We start from the raw sequence: 20,337 nt of genomic DNA, 5'->3' as shown, positions 1-20,337 counted from the left end.
GCGGACCCGCCTTCGCGGTGTCCCAGACTTCAGGGCGTTCCATTCCGTGTCACCATCTTATCGGATCTGCCGGGCTTGTGTCAAATTGCCGGTTTTCCGACCATCGACCCCAACCCGCCGAATCCGCTAGGATTGCGACCACCCTGTTTCCAGGGCAACCCCTCTAACTTACTCCAACATCCGGCCAGCGTCCAATTCATGCAGACATGCCTGATTTATCAGGTTAGCGAGAGGGTTTTGCGAGGCACTCCGCTCACCCGGGAGGTTCTGGATCCGGGGGCTCGTTGCCCTGCGAGAAGAACACTACCAGGACTCTCACGTCACAGAGACAACTTGCCAACCATCCCCGGGGCTCGCGCGTCCCAAACAGTCATAGGAAGTCGAAGTGCGCAACCAGACATCAAGCCATTCGCAATCGACTCTGGATACGAAGTAGGCGCGAGGGTCAGGATCCTGACTCCGCCGTGGAGGTGAGCACCATGACCCGCTCGGAGTTCGACGACATCCGCGCGCACATCGACGCGGAGGCCAATCGCCCAGGTGATCTGCTGAGGGTTGCCCGGTCTCTGCTGAACGACCTTGAAGACGCACGCATGCGAGAGGCAACCCTCCGCGCCTACTACCTGCGTCTCCTCACCGCGGCTCGAGCGACGGTCTCCGCGAAGGCGGCCGGCTACCCGGAACCGCTGACCTTCCTCACCGACGAGCTCGCCAAGCGTGGCCAGCTCCCGACATCCGAGGACGAGGTGAACCGGATCCTGGCAGATGCCCACACCGCGGCCGCACTGCTGGCATACCTTGAGGAGAATCCTCTCGGAGCGACCCCGATGAACACCGGTGGGGCTCGCGCGCGGAGGTGTGCCGGCACGAGCCGTAGCATCCCCCGGTGAGGCCTTCCGCGTCATTGACCTGGTCTTGAACCAAGATCTGTAAGACTCCAGGCATGTTGCAGCGAGGGCTGAATTGGGCTGCGGCGACCCTCGTGGGCGTCTTCGGCTTTGTCTGGACCGGTGTAGTGATGTTCGCGGCCGTCGAGAGCTCTGCGTGGACGTGGATCGGGCAGGTCTCCTTCGGGGCCTTCCTCACCTGCTGGGCTCTCTACAAGGCAAGCCTGCTGATTCGCCGGGTCAACCCTGGCTTCGTCCCGCGGCATCGCCGGGAGAGGCTCAGAGCCTGAGAGCCGGATGAGCCACAGCCCCGCCCGAAAGGAGCGGGGCTCGTCGCCCGACTACCGACAGGGCACATCCGGATCGAGCTCGGATGCTCTCCAGCGATCGTGGAGGCACCGGGCAGGCCCCAACCGGTTGGATAACACGAGAGGCCCTGATCTCCAGGAGATCAGGGCCTTTCCTTTGTAGCGGGGACAGGATTTGAACCTGCGACCTCTGGGTTATGAGCCCAGCGAGCTACCGAGCTGCTCCACCCCGCGTCGGTATGATGGAACACTATCCGGTATTCCCCTCCGACTGCAAATCGGCGCGGGAGCACAGGTTGACGTACCCGTGCCGCACCACTCACGGATGGCCCTGCCACGGTGCGATCATCCAGGTCAGCGTGGCCATGATGATGTCGGCGCGCCCAGGACCGGAGGCATCGACAGACCTCACCCGCCGCCCCCGCGGGCCACCCCGCGCGTGAGCCGGGTCGTCAGAGCATGAGGGGTGAACGCTTCACGCCGCTGTGGACCGCCTCGCGGGGGTTGCGCAGCCGGCCTCCCGGTACCCGGTTCAACGGAACCGGGGGAAACACAGAAGGCCCCGGTCGCCGTTTCCGGCGACCGGGGCCTTTCCTTTGTAGCGGGGACAGGATTTGAACCTGCGACCTCTGGGTTATGAGCCCAGCGAGCTACCGAGCTGCTCCACCCCGCGTCGGTGTATGTAAGAACCATACCCGGCTTTGGAGGCGGACGCGAATCGAGTAGCGCTGGGCCCCTGTGTCGTCTCCTAGGAACTTGGTGAGGGCGACGGTGTCGCCGACGGAACCGGTGTGCCGGACGGTGTCGCCGAGGGTGCCGGGCTGGGGGTGACGCCCGTTGTCTCGGCGGTGGCCTTCAGCTTGCCCAGCGCCGTCTCAAGCTCCTTCTGGGCGGTGCCGTACTCGGTCCAGTTCGGCGGGGTCGCCTGGAGCGCCTTCTGCGCCTTGTCGTACGCCTTCTGCACCTCGTCGATCGACTTGGCCAGCTCGGTGGCGGGCTTGGCCTCCTCAGGCTTTGCCGCACCGGACGTGTTCTCGCCCTGCGGAGCGCTCTGGGTGCCGCCGAAGACCTGCTCCAGCGCGCCCTTGAGCGTGTCGGCCGAACCGACCTTGCTGCCGTAGGCCACCAGGACCCGGCGGAGGATCGGGTACGGCTCCTGGCCGGAGGCGGCCGCGATCTCCACGTAGACCGGTTCGACGTAGACCAGGCCGTCGGCGAACGGCAGGGTCAGCAGATTGCCGTAACGGACCTTCGCCTGGCCGAGTCCGAGCAGGTTGAGCTCGCCGGAGAACTTGTTCTGGAAGTTGTTCTGCACCTGGCCGGGCCCGGGAATCGTGGTATTGGACGGCATGCGCAGGATGCGCAGCTTCCCGTAGTCCGGTCCGGGGTTGGCGTCCACGGCCATGAACGCCGCCAGGTTGGGCCCCTGGCGCGGCACAAACGTGGTCGTCAGCGAGAACGAGGGCGCCGAGGTCTTCGGCATCTTGACCGACAGGTAGTACGGCGGCTGCTTGGTGTCGCGGTCGCCGGACGACGGGTCGTTCGGGACGTTCCAGAAGTCCTGGCCGCTGTAGAAGGCGTTCGGGTCGGAGATGTGGTATTGGGAGAGCACATCACGCTGGACCTTGAACAGCGCCTCCGGGTAGCGCAGGTGCTGCTTGAGCTCGGGCGCCATCTCCGTTTGCGGCTTGATGATGCCGGGGAAGGCCTTGCGCCAGGTCTGCAGGATGGGGTCCTTCTCGTCCCACGCGTACAGGCTGACGGTGCCGTCGTAGGCGTCGACCACGGCCTTCACCGAGTTGCGCATGTAGTTGATCTGGTCACGCGGCTGCGGCACCACCAGGCGCGGGTCGGTGACGGTGTCCCGCGTCATCGCCTCCAGGCTCTTGCTCTGGGAGTACGGGTAGGCGTTGGACGTGGTGTAGGCGTCGGCGATCCAGACCACCCTGCCGTTGACGATAGCGGGGTAGGGGTTGTCGTCCAGGCTCAGGAACGGCGCCACCTTGGCGATGCGCTCCTGCGGGTTGCGCGCGTAAAGAATCTTGGAGTTCGCGTTGATGTCACCGGAGAGCAGCAGGTTGATCTCGCCGTACTTGGCGGCGTAGAGCATCCTGTTGATGAACGAGCCGACAGGGACCCCGCCCTTGCCGTCGTAGGTGGTGTTCTTCTGGCCGGTGCCGCCGCTCTCGGGGTAGTCGAGCTCCTGCTGCTTCTCCCCGCTGCCGCCGACGACGACGTACTGGGTCGAAGCGGGCGCCTCACCGAAGTAGATCCGCGATTCCTTGAGCTTCGTCCGCTCCGCCAGGGAGCCGGTGACCGGCATGTCCTTGGCGTCGAAGTTGGGCAGGCCCTCGGAGTCGACCTCGTTACCGGGCGCGGCCACGAAACCGTTGCCGTGGGTGTAGACGAGGTGCCGGTTGATCCAGTTGTTCTGCTCCGTCGGCGGCCCGGTGAGCTCTCGCACGGCGACGATGGTGTCACGGATCGTGCCGTCCGCGTCGGGGTAGCGGTCGACGTCGAGCGGCTCATGGAAGTCGTAGTAGCCGCGGATCCGCTGCTTCTGCTGGTAGGTCTTGGCGACCAGGCTCGGGTCGAGCAGGCGCACGCCGGAGATGGAGCTGTCCGCGGTGACGTTGACCTTGCTCGGGTCACCCTGAGCCGTGTAGTCGATCACCTCGGCTTTGTCTACGCCGTAGGCTTTTCGTGTCGCGTCGATGTTGCGCTTGATGTACTCCTGCTCCTTGCCCTGCTGGTTCGGCTTGACCTGGAACTGCTCGACCAGGGCCGGGTAGACCCCGCCGATCAGGATGGCCGAGAGCACCAGAAGACCGAAGCCGACGCCGGGCAGCATGCCGCCGGACCGCACGATCCCCGCGAAGAACAGGACGGCGCAGATCAGGGCGATGATCGCCAGGATGGTCTTGGCGGGAAGCACCGCGTTGACATCGGTGTAGGAGGCACCGTGCCGGAAGCCCCGGTCGGAGAAGACCAGCCCGTACCTGTCGACCCAGTAGGCGATCGCCTTCAGCAGCACGAAGATGCCGAGCAGCAGTGACAGATGCACCCTGGCGCCGCGAGAGGCGTGCACGCCGGGCGACTGGAGCCGGAACCCGCCGTACAGGTAGTGCACGATCACCGACAGCAGTGCGGACAGCACCACCGCGATGAACAGGAAGTTCAGCATCATCCGGATGAACGGATAGGAGAACATGAAGAACGAGAGATCCATCTTGAACAGCGCGTCGGTCTCGCCGAACGGCGTCGCGTTGACGAACTCCAGCCAGGTCTTCCACTGACCGGAGAGGGATGATCCCGCGAACAGACCGAGCACCGCCGCGCCGATCAGGAAGATCAGCTTGCGGTGCGGGTCGAGGGCCATCCGATACCGGTCGGCGCCGCTGGCACCACCGAACATCCCGGGGCCGAACATCGGCCGCATGCGGTACGCCATCAGCATGTTGCCGCCGACGATGCCGACCATCAGCAACGCACCGACGATGAACAGGAGGATCTGCGTAACGATCACACCGGAGAAGACGGCGGTGTAGTCGACCGAGTCGTACCAGAGGTAATCGGTAAAAATACCGGCAAATAGGAAGAATAACGCGACTATCACGACCAAAGTGATCGCGACGGGAAGTAGCAGTCGTGGCCGGCGGGGCAAGCGCATTGCCCTACCGGCTCCGGGGGTCCGGAAGCTCAAGGCCAACCCCTTGTCGTAAGAGCACGGTCCGTGTCTGGAAACCTACACTGGCGGGAGTTGGGGCGTGCTTAGCCTTTCGGGCACGGTCCGGCCACAACGTCCACTGGTATCGGGTCCACCGGTAGCAACGCATGAGGGTCCTGATGAGTGCCCCGTGACGAGATCCAGGGCCGAAAATCCAACTTTCTTTGCAAATCGGACATCACGCCCCACCTTGCCATCGAGCTCGCGGAGCCACTCCTCCGGCACAGGCGTGTCCACCGTGCGCCCTGGCGCAGCGCCTACCTCCGGCCCGGTTCCGGCGTCAGCCGGTCGAGCAGCTCGGCACGGAACCCGAGCCGGTACGGATCGCGTCGATCGCCTGAACGGCCTCGCGCAGTGTCGCGACCTTGACCAGCCGGAGTCCGTCCGGGATTGCCCTGGCCGCCTCGGCGCAGTTGTCGGCCGGGGTCAGGAAGACCGTCGCACCTGACCTCCTGGCGCCGACCATCTTCTGCTGGATGCCGCCGATCGGGCCGACATCACCCTCCGCGGTGATCGTCCCGGTCCCCGCGACGGACCTGCCGCCGGTCAACGCCCCCGGGGTGAGCTTGTCGACGATGCCCAGGGAGAACATCATCCCCGCGCTCGGCCCGCCGACGTCACCAACATTGATCTTGACCTCGAAGGGGAACTTGTACCCGACCCGCATGGTGATGCCCACAATGGGCGTTCCATCCTTACCGGCGACGGTCGGGACGGCGACGGTCAGGCTCTGGGCGCCCCTGTTGATGACGAAACTGACCTCTTCTCCCAGTTTGTGCTTGCGGACAGCGGAGGCGACGGTCTCACGATCGGCCACGGGCGTGCCGTCCACCGACACGATCTCGTCCCCGACCTTGAACTTCCCATCGGCCGGCAGGCCCTTCTCCGTGGAGCCCACGGTCACGATCGAGTTGTAGGGAATCTTCAACTCGGTCAGCGCCGCCGCGGTCGCGTCGTCCTGGGAGTTCGTCATCTCCTGGGTGTTCTGTTCCTCGACCTCCTTCGCGGTGGTCGCCGGAGGGAAGATCGTCTCCTCGGGCACGACCGCGATGGTGGGATCGATCCATCCCCTGAGCGCGCTGAACAGATCGATCCTGGTGCCGGGGCCGCCCTGGTACGCGACGGTGACGAGACTGAGCTTGCCGTCGGTCGGATACGTCTGGTGTCCCTCGACGCTGATCACCGGTTTGCCGTCGACGTCACCGATGGTGTTCTCGGTCGGCCCAGGGCTCAGCACGACGTACGGCACCGGCAGCACGGCGCCGACCAGCGCGAGCATGAGCGTGAGGAAGCCCGCCACCATCAAGGTCAGGGCTCGTCGGGACATGGACAAAGCCTATGCCGTACGACAGGTCATGAAACCGCACCCGGACGCCGCCGCGCCGACGGGCGCACACCACTCGCCCGGGATCAATCGCAGGCTCCCACCCATTCGGAGGAACCGTCGGTGAAAAACTGGTTCTTCCAGATGGGGACCTGGCTCTTGAGGTCGTCGATCAGCCTTCTGGATGCCTCGAACGCCTCACCGCGGTGGGGGGCGGCGACCGCCACGACGACCGCGACGTCGCCGAGCCTCAGGTCGCCGACCCGGTGGACGGCTGCCAGGGCGGTCACCGGGAAGTCCGCGGCGACCTTCTCGGCCACCCGGCGCAACTCGCCCTCGGCACTCGGGTGCGCCGAGTAGGACAGGCTCGTGACCGGCCTGCCGTGATCCTGTTCGCGCACCGTGCCGACGAAGACCGTCGTACCGCCCGCGGCATGATCGCCGATGGCGGCGAGCACCTCATCGACGGAGAGCGCACTGTCGCGAATATCGAGCAACCGGATGACATCCACGTCCAGAGTCTATGGCGACGCCAACGCGTCGCGGCTCGGCCGCTGAGACCCGGCTCCTTCCCTCGTCGATCAAGGTCGCTCGTACCTCACGACCCCGCTCTCCTCAGTCCAGTCCCCGGCGCGACCTCACGGGCTAATGGCGACGCCAACGCGTCGCGGCTCGGCCGCTGAGACCCGGCTCCTTCCCTCGTCGATCAAGGTCGCTCGTACCTCACGACCCCGCTCTCCTCAGTCCAGTCCCCGGCGCGACCTCACGGGCTAATGGCGACGCCAACGCGTCGCGGCTCGGCCGCTGAGACCCGGCTCCTTCCCTCGTCGATCAAGGTCGCTCGTACCTCACGACCCCGCTCTCCTCAGTCCAGTCCCCGGCGCGACCTCACGGGTCGTCCCTCACGCATGGGCACAGGCACGTCCCCTCGGAAGCTCGCTCGGCCCCCAGGTGGCCGTCAGGGACGGCGCTTCTTGCGGGCGGCGCGGACGATCGCCGCGGTGCCGAGGACGGCGACGGTGGCGCCGGCCGCGGTGAGCGTGGCCTCCTTGCCGGACAGGCGGCGGCCCACGACGGCGTGCCTGCCGCCACGCAGCTCCAGAAGCTGCTCGAACGCGGCCTCGTTGGTCCACATCGGCTTCCAGCCGATCTTGCGCAGCGCCGCGCAGTCGACCACCCAGGGGTAGACGACGTAGTGCAGGTCGGTGGCCGGGGCCGGAGTGATGCCGAGGCGATGCAGGCGCTGGGCGGTTCCGAAGGTCAGCCCGGCGGGCAGTTCCAGCCGGCGCAGTCCGGAGATCTCCTCCACCTGCTCCTGCTCCAGCCAGCCCTCGCCGCCGACGGCCACCACCCCGGAGACCGTGCCGAGCGCCGCCATCTCCAGGGCCGAGACCAGATCGTCCACGTGGCAGAACTGCCAGCGAGGGTTACAACCCTTGACGGTCAGCAGCCGGGGCGCCTCGAAGTGCCGGGTCACCACGCTGTCGACACCGGGGCCGACCACGGCGGCTGGCCTGACCACGGTCACACCGAGACCGGGATGGCTGCGCAGGGAGCGCCGGGCCAGCGCCTCGATCTCCAGATGATCTCCGACCATGCCCGTATCGGGCTCTGCGGCGACCTCGGAATCCTCAGGCAGCGGGACGGGATTGTCGGGTACGGCTCCGTACACCATGGCGCTGGTGACCAGCACGACCCGTCGCACCCGGGCAGCGGCACTGGCGGTGAGCACGGTCTGGGCGGCACGCAGGTTGTAGGCGCGTCGCTCCGCGGGGTCGGCGTCGAGCGCGTAGTCACCTGCCAGGTGCACGAGTACGTCAATATCGGATATACGGTTCGCCAAGAGCGGATCTCGAACATCGAGCACCCGCCATGTGACATCGGGCACATCGCCGCGCTGCTCGTCGATGGCCACAACCCTGCGGAAATCCGCAGACGAGGCGACCTTCGCGAGGAAAGCACGGCCTAGGCCCGAGGCGGCGCCGGTGACGGCGACGACAGGGGGCCGGGAGCGTTTCGAGGTAGGCACCAGGTCCTCACTTTGCACTGACCCGCCATGCGACGGATAACGTGGCGGATGTGGACTCCTCCATCCTGCACGAGGTAGAGCGGTGACTGACTTGCCAGGTCGGGAAAACGACCCCAACGACAATCCGTTCGCCATGTTCGGCGACCCGGAGCAGATCGCAGCGGCAATGCGCCAGTTCGCCGACATGCTCTCCGCTCCGCCGACCTCAGGTCCCGTCAACTGGGACATGGCGAAGAACATCGCCCGGCACGCTGTGGTCGCCGAGGGCGATCCCAGTGTCATGGAAGGCGAGCGACGCCAGGTCGTCGACGCCCTGAACCTGGCCGACCTTTGGCTCAATGAGGCCACCTCCCTACCGAGCGGGGTGAGCAACCCTCAGGCGTGGAGCCGTTCGGAATGGATCGAGAAGACCGTCCCCGTCTGGCAGAAGCTCTGTGACCCGATCGCCGCCCGCATGGTCGAGACCATGAGCGGCACGATCAGCGCCTCAGGTCTGCCCCCGGAGGCACAGGCCATGGCCGGGCCGCTGATGGGGATGATGAAGCAGATGGGCGGCATGATGGTCGGCCAGCAGATCGGCCAGGCCATCGGCTCGCTCGCCCTGGAGGTGGTCGGCGCCACCGACATCGGCCTGCCGCTGTCGGACAACGCCGCCCTGCTGCCCGGCGGTATCTCGGCGTTCAGCCAGGGTCTGGAGACCCCCGCCGAGGAGATCCGCCTCTATCTCGCCCTGCGCGAGGCGGCCCACCACCGGCTGTTCCAGCACGTGCCGTGGTTGCGCGGGCACCTGCTCGGAGCCGTGGAGGAGTACGCCAGGGGCATCACGGTGGACGCCTCCGCGCTGGAGGAGCAGCTCCGCGGGCTCGATCTCAACAATCCCGAGCAGCTCCAGCAGGCGCTGAGCGGCGGCAACCTGCTCAAGCCCGAGGAGACCGAGCGGCAGAAGGCCGCCCTGTCCCGGCTGGAGACCATGCTCGCTCTCGTCGAGGGCTGGGTCGGCACCGTCGTGGACGGCGCCGCGGACGGCAAGCTCCCCTCGGCGGCGGCACTGGCGGAGACCGTGAGGCGCCGCAGGGCGACCGGCGGCCCTGCGGAACAGACCTTCGCCACGCTCGTCGGCCTCGAACTCCGGCCCCGCCGCCTGCGCGAGGCCGCCGCCCTGTGGCAGGCGCTGGAAGCCGACCGTGGCATCGACGGCCGCGACGCGGTCTGGAGCCACCCCGATCTCATGCCCACCGCCGATGACCTCGACAACCCCGAGGGGTTCGTACGGGGCGAGCCCGAACTCGACCTGTCATCCCTGGAGGGGACCCTGCGTGAGCCTCCCGCCACTCCTGGCGAGGACGATGACAAGGGCGATGCCGGTGGGAGCGGCGCGTGAGCCTGCGCGCCGACGCGCGGGACGTGCTCACGGGGTGGACCGCGCCCACGGCGGAGGAGGAGATCCTCCGCAAGGAGTTCCTGGAGCACCTGCACGCCCATGCTGACGCGATGTGGCGCGAGTGCGTCCCAGGTCACCTGACGGCCACGACCGCGGTGCTCTCCCACGACGGCCGGCGGGTTCTGTTGACGCTGCACCCCAAGGCCGGGATGTGGCTGCCCATGGGCGGCCACTGCGAGCGCGGCGACGTCTCCCTCGCGGCGGTGGCGATGCGTGAGGCCACCGAGGAGTCCGGCATTCCGGGCCTGCGGCTGCTGCCCGGCCCGCTGGCACTCGACCGGCACCGGGTCTGGTGCCACCCGCCGCACAGCAGTCATCTGGACGTGGAGTACGGCGCGGTCGCCCCCGCGGACGTCGAGGCGGTGATCAGCGCCGAGTCGCTCGACCTGCGCTGGTTCCCCGTGGACGAGATCCCCGAACTCTCCGACGAGGCGACCCGTCGCCTGGCCCGCCGCGCCCGCGAGGTCCTGCGCTCCGGCTGACCGGGAGCTCGGCCCCGTACGGATCGGCCCCGTACGGATCGGCCCCGTACGGATCGGCCCCGTACGGATCGGCCCCGTACGGATCGGCCCCGTACGGATCGGCTCGTTGCGGCTCGGTGGCCGCCGCGGCTCCGGGGCTCCGCGGCTCCGCGGCTCCGGACGCTCGCCCGGTGCGGCTCGGCGGTGACCGCCGCCGGGCTCCGGGTGACCGGGTGACGTGGTAGCCACCGAGAGCTTCCCTGTCTCGGTGGCTCCCGGAACGCATGAGTCCTGGCGAATCAGTCGATTTCCGGCCGTCTTCCGAGGGCGTTGGACCGTTTTATGCTTGTCTCACCTCTGCCTGGATATCTTCGTTCCCAGTCAGGCCGTACGGAACGGATCGGGGCACTGTGAGCGTGGACATCGTGGCTGACAGGAGCGCCAGGGGCGCGATCGTGACACCGCCGCGGCGCTGGAGGATCCCCAAGTCCCTCGCCTGGGCCGCGGTGACGCCGTTCGCCGCCTGGGCGGTGGCCCGGGTGGCCGGACTCGAACGCGACTCGCTGACCACCCAGCTCATGACCGGCACCCCGTACGTGGCGGCCGCCTCGCTCGTACCGGTGCTGCTGTCCGTGCTGACCCGCAACCGGGCTGCGACGGCCGTCGCGCTGATCACCACTGCGGCACTCGGCCTCAGCGTGCTCCCCAGGGCCTTTCGCTCCGGGGACCCCGTGACGGGAACGCCCCTGCGGGTGCTGACGCTCAACACGCTGTTCGGGCATGCCGAGCCCGGCGCCGTGATGGATCTGGTCCGGCGGCTGAACCCGGATGTGCTGAGCACTCAGGAACTGACCCCGGGAATGGTCGAGAAGCTGGAGACGGCCGGTCTTGGCGAGATCATGCCGTACCGGGTGCTGGAGCCGGAGTGGAGCGCCGGCGGCAGCGGCCTGTACTCACGGTATCCGCTGACCCCCAGGGAGAACCTGTTCGAGGCGATCGGGCACAACATGCCCGCCGCGCTGATGACCATACCCGGCGCCAAGCCCGTCGAGATCGTCGATGTGCACCCCTTCCCCCCACTGGGCAGGCAGGTGTACGACTGGACGGCGGCGCTGGACGCCCTGCCCTCCGCCGCGCCCGACACGATCCGCATCCTCGCGGGCGATTTCAACGCCAGTCTCGACCACGCGGCCATGCGCCGTTTTCTGGACCGTGGCTATCTGGACGCGGCCGACAGCGCCGGAGAGGGGCTGACTCCGACCTGGCCGGTCAACAGACGCATCCCAGCGCTGATCACGATCGACCATGTCGTGGTGGACCGGCGGGTGGGCGTGAACGCGGTCAGCGTGCACAGCGTTCCCGGCACCGACCACCGGGCCGTCTTCGCCGACCTACGCCTGCCCCCGCTCTGACGACCCGGGTATTTGAGGCGACCCGGGCACCTGGGGCGGCTCGGGCGGCTCAGGCCGAGAGCAGCGCCCGGGTGTTGTCCCAGCCTTCGAGGCCCGGGTCGAGGAGGCGGACGTCGCCGGGAGTGCGCAGGCGATGCCAGCCGGGACCTCTGGCGACCATACGGCTACCGGGCGCCGAGGAGCGGAGCGCCTTGACCGGGTCGAGGTCGTCGAAGCCCGCCGAGGCCCAGCCCGGGTAGGGCAGGTGGGCGGCCAGTGCCACCGCGCCGCCGCCCGCGGCAGGGCAGACGGCGATCCGAGCCCGGCCGAGTTCGCGAAAGAGCTTGCCGATGAGCAGCGGAGGCAGGTCGGGCGCGTCGGCGCTCAGCAGGACCGCCTGCTCGCCATAGGGCAGGGCGGCGAAGGCGGCCTCGACCAGGGCGCTCCCCGAGAGGTCGGGGATCTCAACGACAGGGGTGCCCGGCCAGACGATCTCCTCCATGCCCGGGACGCTCGTCACCACGACAGGTGAGACGAAGTCGAGCCCGGCGACGAGTTCGTAGGCGTCCTCGGCGACGGCCTTGAGGAAATCGGCGGCGTCGATCCCCGGCGGGGCCGCGTCCGCCGCGGAGGGTGTGACGAGAACGGCCACCACTCGATCTTCTGTCAACATTCCTCCGCCGAGCCGTGGGCCGCCGTGGAGAATCCCTCCAGGAAGCCCCGTGCCCGCTCGGCCTTGGGATATCGTTCCACGAGCACCCAGAAGCGCGAGCCGTGACTCGGCACCAGCAGGTGAACGAGTTCGTGCATGATCACATAGTCCACCACCCACGAGGGCATGCCCCGAAGTCGCGTGGAGATCCTGATGGTTCCGTGATCCGGGGTGCACGAGCCCCAGCGGTGCTTCTGGTTCTCCACCCAGCGCACGCTCGACGGCTTGGCCTCCCCGCCCAGGTAGCGAGCCGACAGCTCGACGGCTCGATCGAGGAGATCGTCGTCCGAGGGACGCCTGCGCTGCTCCTTGGCCGCGAGTCGGTCGAGCATACGGCGCACCCACTGTTCCTCGTCGGTGCTACTCAGACCGGCGGGGAGGAGCACGATCGTTTTCTCGCCGTCGCGGTACGCAGAAACCGTCCGCCGGCGGCGAGAACTTCGGCGGACCTCGACTGTCTCGGGGGGCACATATGAACGGTAGCCGAGAATGGCGAATTCACACCAGGGGGTAGAACACGTTCCCGCTGGTCAATCCCCGTTCACCGATTGTTCGGCGAGAGTGATCAAGTGTGGTCACAACTTATCTAATTAACCTGGATATCAGCTGTCTCATGCGTTGCCGAATCGCGGGACCCGCTGTTCTCTCTGGGCTGCCAACCCTTCGAGCATGTCGTCGGAGGCCATGGTGACCGGCTGGGCGAGGGACTCCCAGCGCAGTGCGGCGTCGAGATCGGCGTGCCCGCCACCCGCGAGGGCGACCTTGGTGAGCCGGGTGGCGGCCGGCGCGTTGGCGGCGATCCGCGACGCGATGCCCAATACCTCGGCCAGGTCCGGTAGAAGCCGAGCATCCGGTCGCGTAGGGCGGGGATGCCCTCGGCATGCCGCTCCTCAAGCCAGGACAGGTCTCCCCCGGAACAGAACGCCTTCCCCTCTCCGGTGACGACCACGCACCGGAGGTCGCGGTCCGTCGCGAGGTCGGCGACGGCCTGCCGCCACCGGGCGGTCATCGCGTCGGTCATCGCATTGCGCAGGTCAGGGCGGTTCAGGGTGAGCACCGCGACGCCGTTCTCACGCCGGTCGATCAAGATCTCATTCATGCCGGGGAGCGTAGTCCACGGCATCTTCTGCCCGACCGTCGAGGGATCTGCCGGGGAAGCCCGCCCGGTGGGAGTTGTCCACAGGGCAAGAGTTATCCACAGGCGGCGGGAAAGAGGTCCGGGAGCCCTCGGGAGCGTGGCACGCTGACACGCCCGGCCAGTCTCTCTCACAGGCTGCCCCCCTTCGAGGAAAGGCCCCCTGATGCGACCACGTCTGAAGCCCGCGCTGCGCCGCGTCGCCCGTGACCGACGCACTCTGCAGTTCGGCCTGCATCCCCGGCACGCGGTGGTGCTGAGCGATCTCGAGCCCGAGGTTCGCCGCTGGGTGGAGGGTCTCGACGGCGTAAGAGATCTCGCGGGCGTGCTGGCCGGCGCCACCGACGCGGGTCTCGGCGAGGAGCGCGGCCGGACCCTGCTCGATCTGCTGATCAGCCGGGGTGTGGTGGACGACGCGGGGGCGGGTCCCGGCCCGCTGCGCGCGCTCGTGATGGCCGAGCGCGACCGACTCCAACCTGATCTGGACGCGCTCTCCCTCTCTCCCGGCACGATCGACGGAGGGCTGGCCGCACTGGAACGCAGGCAGGAGGCCCGGGTGCGGGTCTACGGCGCGGGCCGGGTGGGCGCGCAGGTCGTCGCCCTGCTCGCCGCCTCAGGGATCGGCCACATCTGCGTCGTCGATCCCGGTACGGCCCGGCGACGGGATGTCGTTCCCGGCGGGCTCGGCTGGACGGAGGTGGGGATGAGCAGACAGGACGGCGCGGTCGCGGTGGCCAGGAGGCTGGCGCCCGGCCTCACGGCGTCGACCGGCGACGGCGCTGCCCGGTTGGCCGACGGTTCCAGGCCGCCCGACCTGGCGGTGCTCGCTCCAGTGGCGCCTCTGGACGGCCTCCTGGTCAGGGAACTCGTCGAGTGGGGAATCCCACACCTACTGACGACCGCCTTCGAGGCCTTCGGTTCGGTCGGCCCGCTGGTGTTGCCTGGACGGAGCACGTGCCTGCACTGCCTAGATTTGACGCGACGCGATCGCGACCCCGGCTGGCCCATTGTCAGCGCGCGCCTGGGAGGCTTCCCCGCGGGAGAGATCGCGTGCGGGACGGCGCTGTCTGCGCTGGTGGCGGCATCGGCAACCGGGCATGCGCTTGCTTGGATCGACGGCCGTGAACCTGTTGTGACAAACAGCACAATGGAAGTATTGCCAGATTGGACGTGGAAAAGGCGATCCTGGAGTGTTCATCCTCAATGTCGTTGCTTCCGAAACGAGTTGGGTTCGCTAACAATGGTCGCGTCGGCTACCTGCCACTGACGGACAAGCACAGCGAAGGGAGGGAGCGGCGTCTCGCTGTAACGGGGGACACGCCGCTAACCAAGGTGAGTGACCTTCCGCGTCGCGCCGTTGCGCGCTCTGCCAAGCTGGCGGCCCTTCCCATCGGGTTCGCCGGCCGTACCGCTCTCGGCCTCGGGAAACGGATCGGCGGCAAGTCCGCCGAGATCGTCGCCCAGGAAATCCAGGAACGCACCGCCGAGCAGATCTTCAAGGTTCTCGGAGAGCTCAAGGGCGGGGCGATGAAGCTCGGCCAGGCGCTGTCCATCTTCGAGGCGGCACTGCCCACCGAGATCGCCGGCCCCTACCGCGCGACCCTGACCAAACTCCAGGACGCGGCTCCGCCACTTCCCAGCGCGACAGTACACAAGGTCCTCGTCGAGCAGTTGGGCGACGACTGGAGGGAGAACTTCCAGTCATTCGACGACAAACCCACCGCGGCCGCTTCGATCGGGCAGGTGCACAAGGCGGTCTGGCACGACGGCCGGGCAGTCGCGGTCAAGATCCAGTACCCGGGAGCGGGAAAGGCCCTGCTCTCCGACTTCACCCAGCTGTCCAGGCTCGGCAAGCTCTTCGGGGTGTTGCTGCCCGGTCTCGACATCAAGGCGGTCCTGAGCGAGCTGCGCGAGCGGGTGGTCGAGGAGCTCGACTACCTTCGCGAGGCCGAGGCCCAGCACGCCTTCGCCATGGAGTTCAAGGACGACCCCGACTTCCTGATCCCGGATGTCATCGCCGCCAACGAGCAGGTGCTCGTCTCCGAATGGGTCGACGGCACCCCGCTGTCACGGATCATCACCGACGGCACCCAGGAGGAGCGCGATCGGGCAGGGCTCCAGCTCGTCCGGTTCCTGTTCTCCTCACCGGCCCGGGTGGGCATGCTCCACGCCGACCCCCATCCGGGCAACTTCCGGATCGTCGAGGACGGCCGGATGTGCGTACTCGACTTCGGCGCGGTCAGCCGGCTGCCTGACGGATACCCGCCGCTCTTCGGGAAGCTGACCCGCATCTTCAACAACGGCGACATGACGACCGTGGTGCAGGGGCTGCGCGACGAGGGGTTCATCCGCCCGCACATCGAGATCGACACCGAAGCCCTGCGGGCGTTCCTCGCCCCCTATGTCGAGCCGACCGCCGTGGAGGAGTTCTCCTTCAGCAGGGAGTGGCTCCAGCAGCAGGCCGCGACGGCCACCGACCTGCGTCCGGGCAACGTGGTGCGCCAGCTGAACCTGCCCGCGTCGTACGTCCTCATCCACCGCGTGCACACGGCGGGGATCGGCGTCCTCTGCCAGCTCGGCGCCACCGCCCGCTTCCGCCAGGAGGTCATCCGCTGGGTCCCCGGGTTCGCCGACGAGGGTTCGGGAGAGCCCACCCTCGCCAGCGCCTGACCGAAGGTGGCCCGGGGAGACAGTTGAAGGGTGGCCCGGGAACACACCTGAGGGGTGATTCGAGAAGACCCCTGAGGGGTGATTCGAGAAGACCCCTGAAAGGTGGCCCGGAAACACACCTGAAAGGTGGCCCGGCAAGACAGCTGAGGGGTGGCCCGCCGGAGCGGGTCACCCCTCATTCATCTGTAGCGTTCTGCTGTACGCCCTCTATGCGTCGCCGTCGATCCTCACGGATCAGACGAGGCGCAGGAGCGCGATGCGCAGGCGCGCCGAGGCGCGTTCCGCTCCGCGCTGGGCGCGCCGAAGGCGCTGGAGCCCGGCGGCTCTGCGATGCTCCTCCGCCTCGCGGTGGAGGGTCCGTATTCGGTCACGGACCAGTGCTTCTTGCATAGACGGCAGGTCGAGCCCTGTGGTGTTGAAGTAGCTCATCGGGGTGGTCCTTTCGGGAACGGGTGGTTCCTGGTTGATCAGGTTCTCGGTGGTCTGGGCGATGACCGGAGTGTTCAGGCAGCGACCGGGTTCTTGCGCGGACGTCCGCGCGGACGCTTCCGGGGGACGATCGCCCCCCGCAGGACGAGCTCGCCGCCCCAGACTCCCCACGGCTCCTCGCGCTCCAGCGCGCGGGCCAGGCAGGCCTGGCGGATCGGGCAGCCTCCGCAGAGCGCCTTGGCGAACTCCACGTCCTCCGGAGACTCGGCGAACCACAGGTCGGGGTCGGTACGACAGGGGATTGTGGCTTCGTCGATCAGGTCCATGACCGTCTGGGCCCCCATCTGTTTCACCTCTCAGCTAGGTGTTGATCTTCGGCTACCTCTTGGGTGGGGGCAGGAATGACGCGGACAAACAAGAAGGCCGCGGATCCTGGTGCGGATCCGCGGCCTGAAGGCTCTTTCCTCGGTCAGATTATGACCGGAGGATGCCTCCAGGGTTGCGGACCGCGCAGTCCACCGTTTCCGATGTGCTTGGTCGTTGCTGCGTAGCTGTCGCCCGCGAGGGTCGGGACAGCCGGGGCCTCTGTAACCGCGAAGGCGATCAGAGCGGACCGGCGGTCGGCCTCGACCCAGAAGCGGGCAGGGTTGTCCCGCAGAGCCGGAGCTGCCGCGCTACGGGTGAGGGAGACCTGGCTGCCGCAGGGCAGACCGGTGTTACGGCGCACGGAAGCGAGCCCCATCTGGGACGACATCAGGATGTTCTTCACAGCGGACTCACCTCCATTCGTGGATCGTCGGACAGGAGCGTCCGACTTGCTTGAGCATGACCCTAAACCCGAGCCCCGGGAGTGGGCAACATATTTTCTACCTGCGACTTTGCGACTATCTCACGCGGATCATCGCCTCCTGCACTACCGACACGGCCAGTTCTCCGGATCGGGTGAACATCTCGCCCTTGGCGAGCCCGCGAGCCGCCCCCGACCACGGCGACTCCTGGGCATAGAGCACCCACTCGTCCACCCGGATGGGACAGTGAAACCACATCGCGTGGTCCAGCGAGGCACCGGAGACATTGGAGGCGCCCCAGGCCAGGCCGTGCGCCAGCAGCACGGTGTCGACCAGGGTGAAGTCGGAGGCGTAGGCGGCGAGCACCACGTGCAGCAGCGGGTCGTCGGGCAGCTCCGCCTCGTAGCGGAACCACACGTTGGTGTTCGAACTCCGAAGCTCCGGGTCGCGCTGGGCCTCCCAGGTGAGAGGGGTCACATAGCGGGCCTCCACCGGCCTGGGCTTGGACACCCACTCGCGCATCGATGGATCCTCCCCCACGATCTGGAGCATCCGGTCCATGAGCGACGGCAGTTCCTCCGGCCCGACCACCTGGGGCATCGTGGCCGCCTGGTGCTCGACACCGGGCTCCGACACGTGGAAGGAGGCCGACATGGTGAATATCGCCTTGCCGTGCTGGACGGCCACCACCCGCCGGGTGGTGAAGGAGCGGCCGTCACGGACCCGCTCCACGTTGTAGACGATCGGGATGGCCGGGTCACCCGGGCGGATGAAGTAGGCGTGCAGCGAGTGGACATTACGGTCGTCGGGCACCGTCCGCCCTGCGGCGACCAGGGCCTGGGCGGCCACCTGACCGCCGAAGACCCGCTGGATACGCTCCTCGGGACTACGGCCCCTGAAGATGTCGAGCTCGATCTGCTCCAGGTCCAGCAGGTCCAAGAGCTCCTTTAACGCCTCGTTCACGCGCCCTCCGTATGGTTCGCGGCGGCACGGCACAGTCCGAGCACCGCTTCACCGTAACGATCCAGTTTGACGCGTCCGATTCCCGTGATGGCCAACAGGTCCTGTTCGGAAACCGGCGCCCGCTCGGCGATGGCCTGGAGGGTGACGTCAGTGAAGACCGCCCACTGCGGGAGCTTCTCCTTCTTGGCGACTCCGGTACGCCATGCCTTCAGCGCTTCGAGCAGTGCCTCGTCGTAGTCCGCCGGACAGGCGGCACACCTGCCGAGCTTCTGCTCGGCGGCGGTGGTCAGGGTCTTGCCGCAGATCCGGCAGCTGATCGGCGCGGCGACCGCGCGGCGATCAGCCGCCGCGGGTGTGCGGCTGCTCTTCTGCGTGGAGCGACCGGTCAGCCCGTCCAGGAAGCGGGAGGGTTTGCGGGAGCGCCGGCCTCCCGGCGAGCGCGCCAGCGCCCACGACAGCCCCAGGTGGGCACGGGCGCGGGTGACGCCGACGTACAGGAGGCGACGCTCCTCCTCGATCTGCTCAGGCGTCTCCGCGTAGATGATCGGCAGCATGCCCTCGGTGACGCCGACGAGGAAGACGGCATCCCACTCCAGGCCCTTGGCCGCGTGCAGTGAGGCGAGGGTGACCCCCTCGACCGGCGGTGCGTGCTGCTCACTGGCCCGGCGCTCCAACTCCGCGACGAAGACGGACAGGTCCGCGCCCGTGGCGGCGAGGTCCTCGGCGAGGTCGGCCAGGGCCTTCAGCGACTCCCACTTCTCGCGGGCCTTGCCTCCGCCGGGCGCCTCGGGGGTGAGCCCGATGCCGGACAGGATGTGGTGCACGGTCGAGGTGAGCATGTCGCCGGGTTCCGCGGAGCGCGCGGCGCCGCGCAGCAGCACGACCGCCTGGCGGACCTCGGGGCGCTCGAAGAACCGGTCGGCGCCGCGCAGCACGTACGGCAGGCCGGCCTTGCTGAAGGCCTGCTCGTACGCCTCGGACTGGGCGTTGACCCGGAACAGCACGGCGATCTCGCGAGTCGGCACGCCGCCACCGACGAGCTTCCGCACCACCCGCGCCACGCCCTCCGCCTCGGCGGTCTCGTCGTCGTACTCGGCGAAGACCGGCTCGGGGCCGTCTGGACGCTGGGCGATCAGGGCGAGCTTGTGCGGGGTCCTCGCCCTGTCGAGCACCCGGTTGGCCAGGGAGACGACCTGGGGTGTGGAGCGGTAGTCACGGACCAGCTTGATCACGGTGGCGTTGGGGTGCTCGACCGAGAAACCCGTCAGGTAGCGGGGGGTGGCTCCGGTGAAGGAATAGATCGTCTGGTTGGGGTCGCCGACCACGCACAGGTCGTCGCGTCCGCCGAGCCAGGTGTCGAGCAGCAGCTTCTGCAGCGGGTTGACGTCCTGGTACTCGTCGACCACGAAGTAGCGGTACTGCCTGCGAATCTCGCCTGCCACCTCGCGGTGCTCGGTCATCACGGCCGCGGTGAGTTCCAGGATGGTCTCGAAGTCGACCAGGTGCCGGTCGCGGCGGAGGGTCTCGTACGCCTCGTAGAGCCGGGAGACCTCCTCGGCCGGTACGGGCGAGGTCCGGCCGGCCTTCCTCGTGGCCTCCGCGTAGTCTTCGGGGCCGATCTGGGTGACCTTGGCCCACTCGATCTCGGAGGCGATGTCGCGCAACTCCGAGCGGTCCTGACTCTTACGCAGGGAGCGGCAGGCGTCGATCAGCAGCGGCAGCTTCGACTCGATCACCCTGGGCGGGTCACCGCCGATGACGCGCGGCCAGAAGTAGGTGAGCTGGCGCAGCGCGGCGGCGTGGAAGGTGCGCGCCTGCACGCCCGGCGCGCCGAGTTGCCTGAGCCGCTGCCTGAGCTCACCGGCCGCTCGTGTGGTGAACGTCACCGCCAGCACACTCTGGGCGTCGACCACCCCGTTGTGGACGGCGTGCGCGATGCGGTGTGTGATGGCCCGGGTCTTGCCCGTCCCCGCCCCGGCAAGAACACAGACCGGTCCCCGGACGGCTTCGGCCACCTCACGCTGCTCGGGATCCAGTCCCGCCAGAATGTTGTCGGGCCCCACAGAGCCTCC

General features: G+C 68.0%; 18 protein-coding genes, 2 tRNA genes and 1 pseudogene. 7 read left to right on the top strand and 14 right to left on the bottom strand.

What is annotated here, in order from left to right; genetic code table 11:
- Positions 1-479: 479 nt before the first annotated feature.
- Together OIE13_RS36510 and OIE13_RS36505 are read left to right on the top strand one after the other, a co-directional pair.
- Positions 480-890, top strand: coding sequence for a hypothetical protein (locus tag OIE13_RS36510; protein ID WP_326644395.1), 411 nt, complete (start codon positions 480-482; stop codon positions 888-890).
- A gap of 53 nt (positions 891-943) precedes the next feature.
- Positions 944-1,177 (top strand): hypothetical protein, encoded by a 234-nt coding sequence (locus tag OIE13_RS36505; RefSeq protein ID WP_326644397.1) that lies wholly within the window; start codon positions 944-946, stop codon positions 1,175-1,177.
- Positions 1,178-1,355: 178 nt separating this feature from the next.
- On the opposite strand, the gene OIE13_RS36500 is transcribed toward OIE13_RS36505, so the two are convergent.
- The 6 genes from OIE13_RS36500 to OIE13_RS36475 all read right to left on the bottom strand — a co-directional run bounded on the left by OIE13_RS36500 (position 1,356) and on the right by OIE13_RS36475 (position 8,278).
- Positions 1,356-1,429 (bottom strand) — tRNA-Met (locus OIE13_RS36500).
- Between the two features lie 365 nt (positions 1,430-1,794).
- Positions 1,795-1,868: transfer RNA gene (locus OIE13_RS36495), tRNA-Met, on the bottom strand.
- Positions 1,869-1,943: 75 nt separating this feature from the next.
- Positions 1,944-4,865, bottom strand: a complete 2,922-nt coding sequence (locus tag OIE13_RS36490; protein ID WP_326644398.1) for a UPF0182 family membrane protein — start codon at positions 4,863-4,865, stop codon at positions 1,944-1,946.
- Positions 4,866-5,202: 337 nt separating this feature from the next.
- Positions 5,203-6,249, bottom strand: a complete 1,047-nt coding sequence (locus tag OIE13_RS36485; RefSeq protein WP_326644400.1) for a YlbL family protein — start codon at positions 6,247-6,249, stop codon at positions 5,203-5,205.
- Between the two features lie 83 nt (positions 6,250-6,332).
- Entirely contained in the window at positions 6,333-6,758 is a 426-nt protein-coding gene (locus OIE13_RS36480) for a molybdenum cofactor biosynthesis protein MoaE (protein WP_326644401.1), read from the bottom strand.
- 446 nt (positions 6,759-7,204) lie between these two features.
- Positions 7,205-8,278, bottom strand: coding sequence for an NAD-dependent epimerase/dehydratase family protein (locus OIE13_RS36475; protein WP_326830337.1), 1,074 nt, complete (start codon positions 8,276-8,278; stop codon positions 7,205-7,207).
- Between the two features lie 79 nt (positions 8,279-8,357).
- Between OIE13_RS36475 and OIE13_RS36470 the strand changes: the two genes are divergently transcribed.
- The 3 genes from OIE13_RS36470 to OIE13_RS36460 all read left to right on the top strand — a co-directional run bounded on the left by OIE13_RS36470 (position 8,358) and on the right by OIE13_RS36460 (position 11,589).
- Positions 8,358-9,656, top strand: coding sequence for a zinc-dependent metalloprotease (locus tag OIE13_RS36470; protein ID WP_326644402.1), 1,299 nt, complete (start codon positions 8,358-8,360; stop codon positions 9,654-9,656).
- Positions 9,653-10,198, top strand: a complete 546-nt coding sequence (locus tag OIE13_RS36465; RefSeq protein ID WP_326644404.1) for an NUDIX hydrolase — start codon at positions 9,653-9,655, stop codon at positions 10,196-10,198. Before OIE13_RS36470 ends, OIE13_RS36465 begins: the two co-directional genes overlap by 4 nt.
- Positions 10,199-10,602: 404 nt before the next feature.
- Positions 10,603-11,589 (top strand): endonuclease/exonuclease/phosphatase family protein, encoded by a 987-nt coding sequence (locus OIE13_RS36460; RefSeq protein WP_326644405.1) that lies wholly within the window; start codon positions 10,603-10,605, stop codon positions 11,587-11,589.
- Between the two features lie 49 nt (positions 11,590-11,638).
- Here OIE13_RS36460 and OIE13_RS36455 read toward each other — a convergent pair whose 3' ends face one another.
- The 4 genes and pseudogenes from OIE13_RS36455 to OIE13_RS36440 all read right to left on the bottom strand — a co-directional run.
- Positions 11,639-12,220 carry a hypothetical protein gene (locus OIE13_RS36455; RefSeq protein ID WP_326829364.1) on the bottom strand — a complete coding sequence of 194 codons (582 nt, stop codon included), beginning with the start codon at positions 12,218-12,220 and terminating at the stop codon, positions 11,639-11,641.
- A 14-nt stretch (positions 12,221-12,234) separates the two neighbouring features.
- The gene (locus OIE13_RS36450) at positions 12,235-12,750 is read right to left on the bottom strand and encodes a M48 metallopeptidase family protein (RefSeq protein ID WP_326644409.1); all 516 of its coding nucleotides are present in this window, start codon (positions 12,748-12,750) and stop codon (positions 12,235-12,237) included.
- Positions 12,751-12,891: 141 nt separating this feature from the next.
- On the bottom strand, positions 12,892-13,098 hold the full coding sequence (locus OIE13_RS36445; RefSeq protein WP_326647133.1) for a hypothetical protein: 207 nt from the start codon (positions 13,096-13,098) through the stop codon (positions 12,892-12,894).
- Positions 13,099-13,211: 113 nt separating this feature from the next.
- Positions 13,212-13,301: pseudogene (locus OIE13_RS36440) on the bottom strand (enoyl-CoA hydratase/isomerase family protein); the annotation flags it as partial.
- Between the two features lie 280 nt (positions 13,302-13,581).
- On the opposite strand from OIE13_RS36440, the gene OIE13_RS36435 reads away from it, so the two are divergent.
- Together OIE13_RS36435 and OIE13_RS36430 are read left to right on the top strand one after the other, a co-directional pair.
- Complete coding sequence (locus tag OIE13_RS36435) at positions 13,582-14,682, top strand: ThiF family adenylyltransferase (RefSeq protein WP_326644411.1); 1,101 nt, start codon at positions 13,582-13,584, stop codon at positions 14,680-14,682.
- Positions 14,683-14,747: 65 nt separating this feature from the next.
- The gene (locus OIE13_RS36430) at positions 14,748-16,085 is read left to right on the top strand and encodes an ABC1 kinase family protein (protein WP_326644413.1); all 1,338 of its coding nucleotides are present in this window, start codon (positions 14,748-14,750) and stop codon (positions 16,083-16,085) included.
- Between the two features lie 234 nt (positions 16,086-16,319).
- Here the strand turns inward: OIE13_RS36430 and OIE13_RS36425 are convergent, their stop codons facing one another.
- The 4 genes from OIE13_RS36425 to OIE13_RS36410 all read right to left on the bottom strand — a co-directional run bounded on the left by OIE13_RS36425 (position 16,320) and on the right by OIE13_RS36410 (position 20,328).
- Entirely contained in the window at positions 16,320-16,514 is a 195-nt protein-coding gene (locus OIE13_RS36425; RefSeq protein WP_326644415.1) for a hypothetical protein, read from the bottom strand.
- 74 nt (positions 16,515-16,588) lie between these two features.
- Entirely contained in the window at positions 16,589-16,858 is a 270-nt protein-coding gene (locus tag OIE13_RS36420) for a WhiB family transcriptional regulator (protein ID WP_030910441.1), read from the bottom strand.
- 540 nt (positions 16,859-17,398) lie between these two features.
- On the bottom strand, positions 17,399-18,265 hold the full coding sequence (tesB, locus tag OIE13_RS36415) for an acyl-CoA thioesterase II (protein ID WP_326829363.1): 867 nt from the start codon (positions 18,263-18,265) through the stop codon (positions 17,399-17,401).
- Positions 18,262-20,328 carry an ATP-dependent DNA helicase UvrD2 gene (locus OIE13_RS36410; protein ID WP_326644422.1) on the bottom strand — a complete coding sequence of 689 codons (2,067 nt, stop codon included), beginning with the start codon at positions 20,326-20,328 and terminating at the stop codon, positions 18,262-18,264. Before OIE13_RS36410 ends, tesB begins: the two co-directional genes overlap by 4 nt.
- Positions 20,329-20,337 lie beyond the last annotated feature (9 nt).

Origin of the sequence: Streptosporangium sp. NBC_01810 (assembly GCF_035917355.1) — a bacterium.
Lineage (GTDB): Bacteria > Actinomycetota > Actinomycetes > Streptosporangiales > Streptosporangiaceae > Streptosporangium.
Note: the sequence above shows the minus strand (reverse complement) of the source record. Positions and strands in the feature narration are given on the sequence as shown.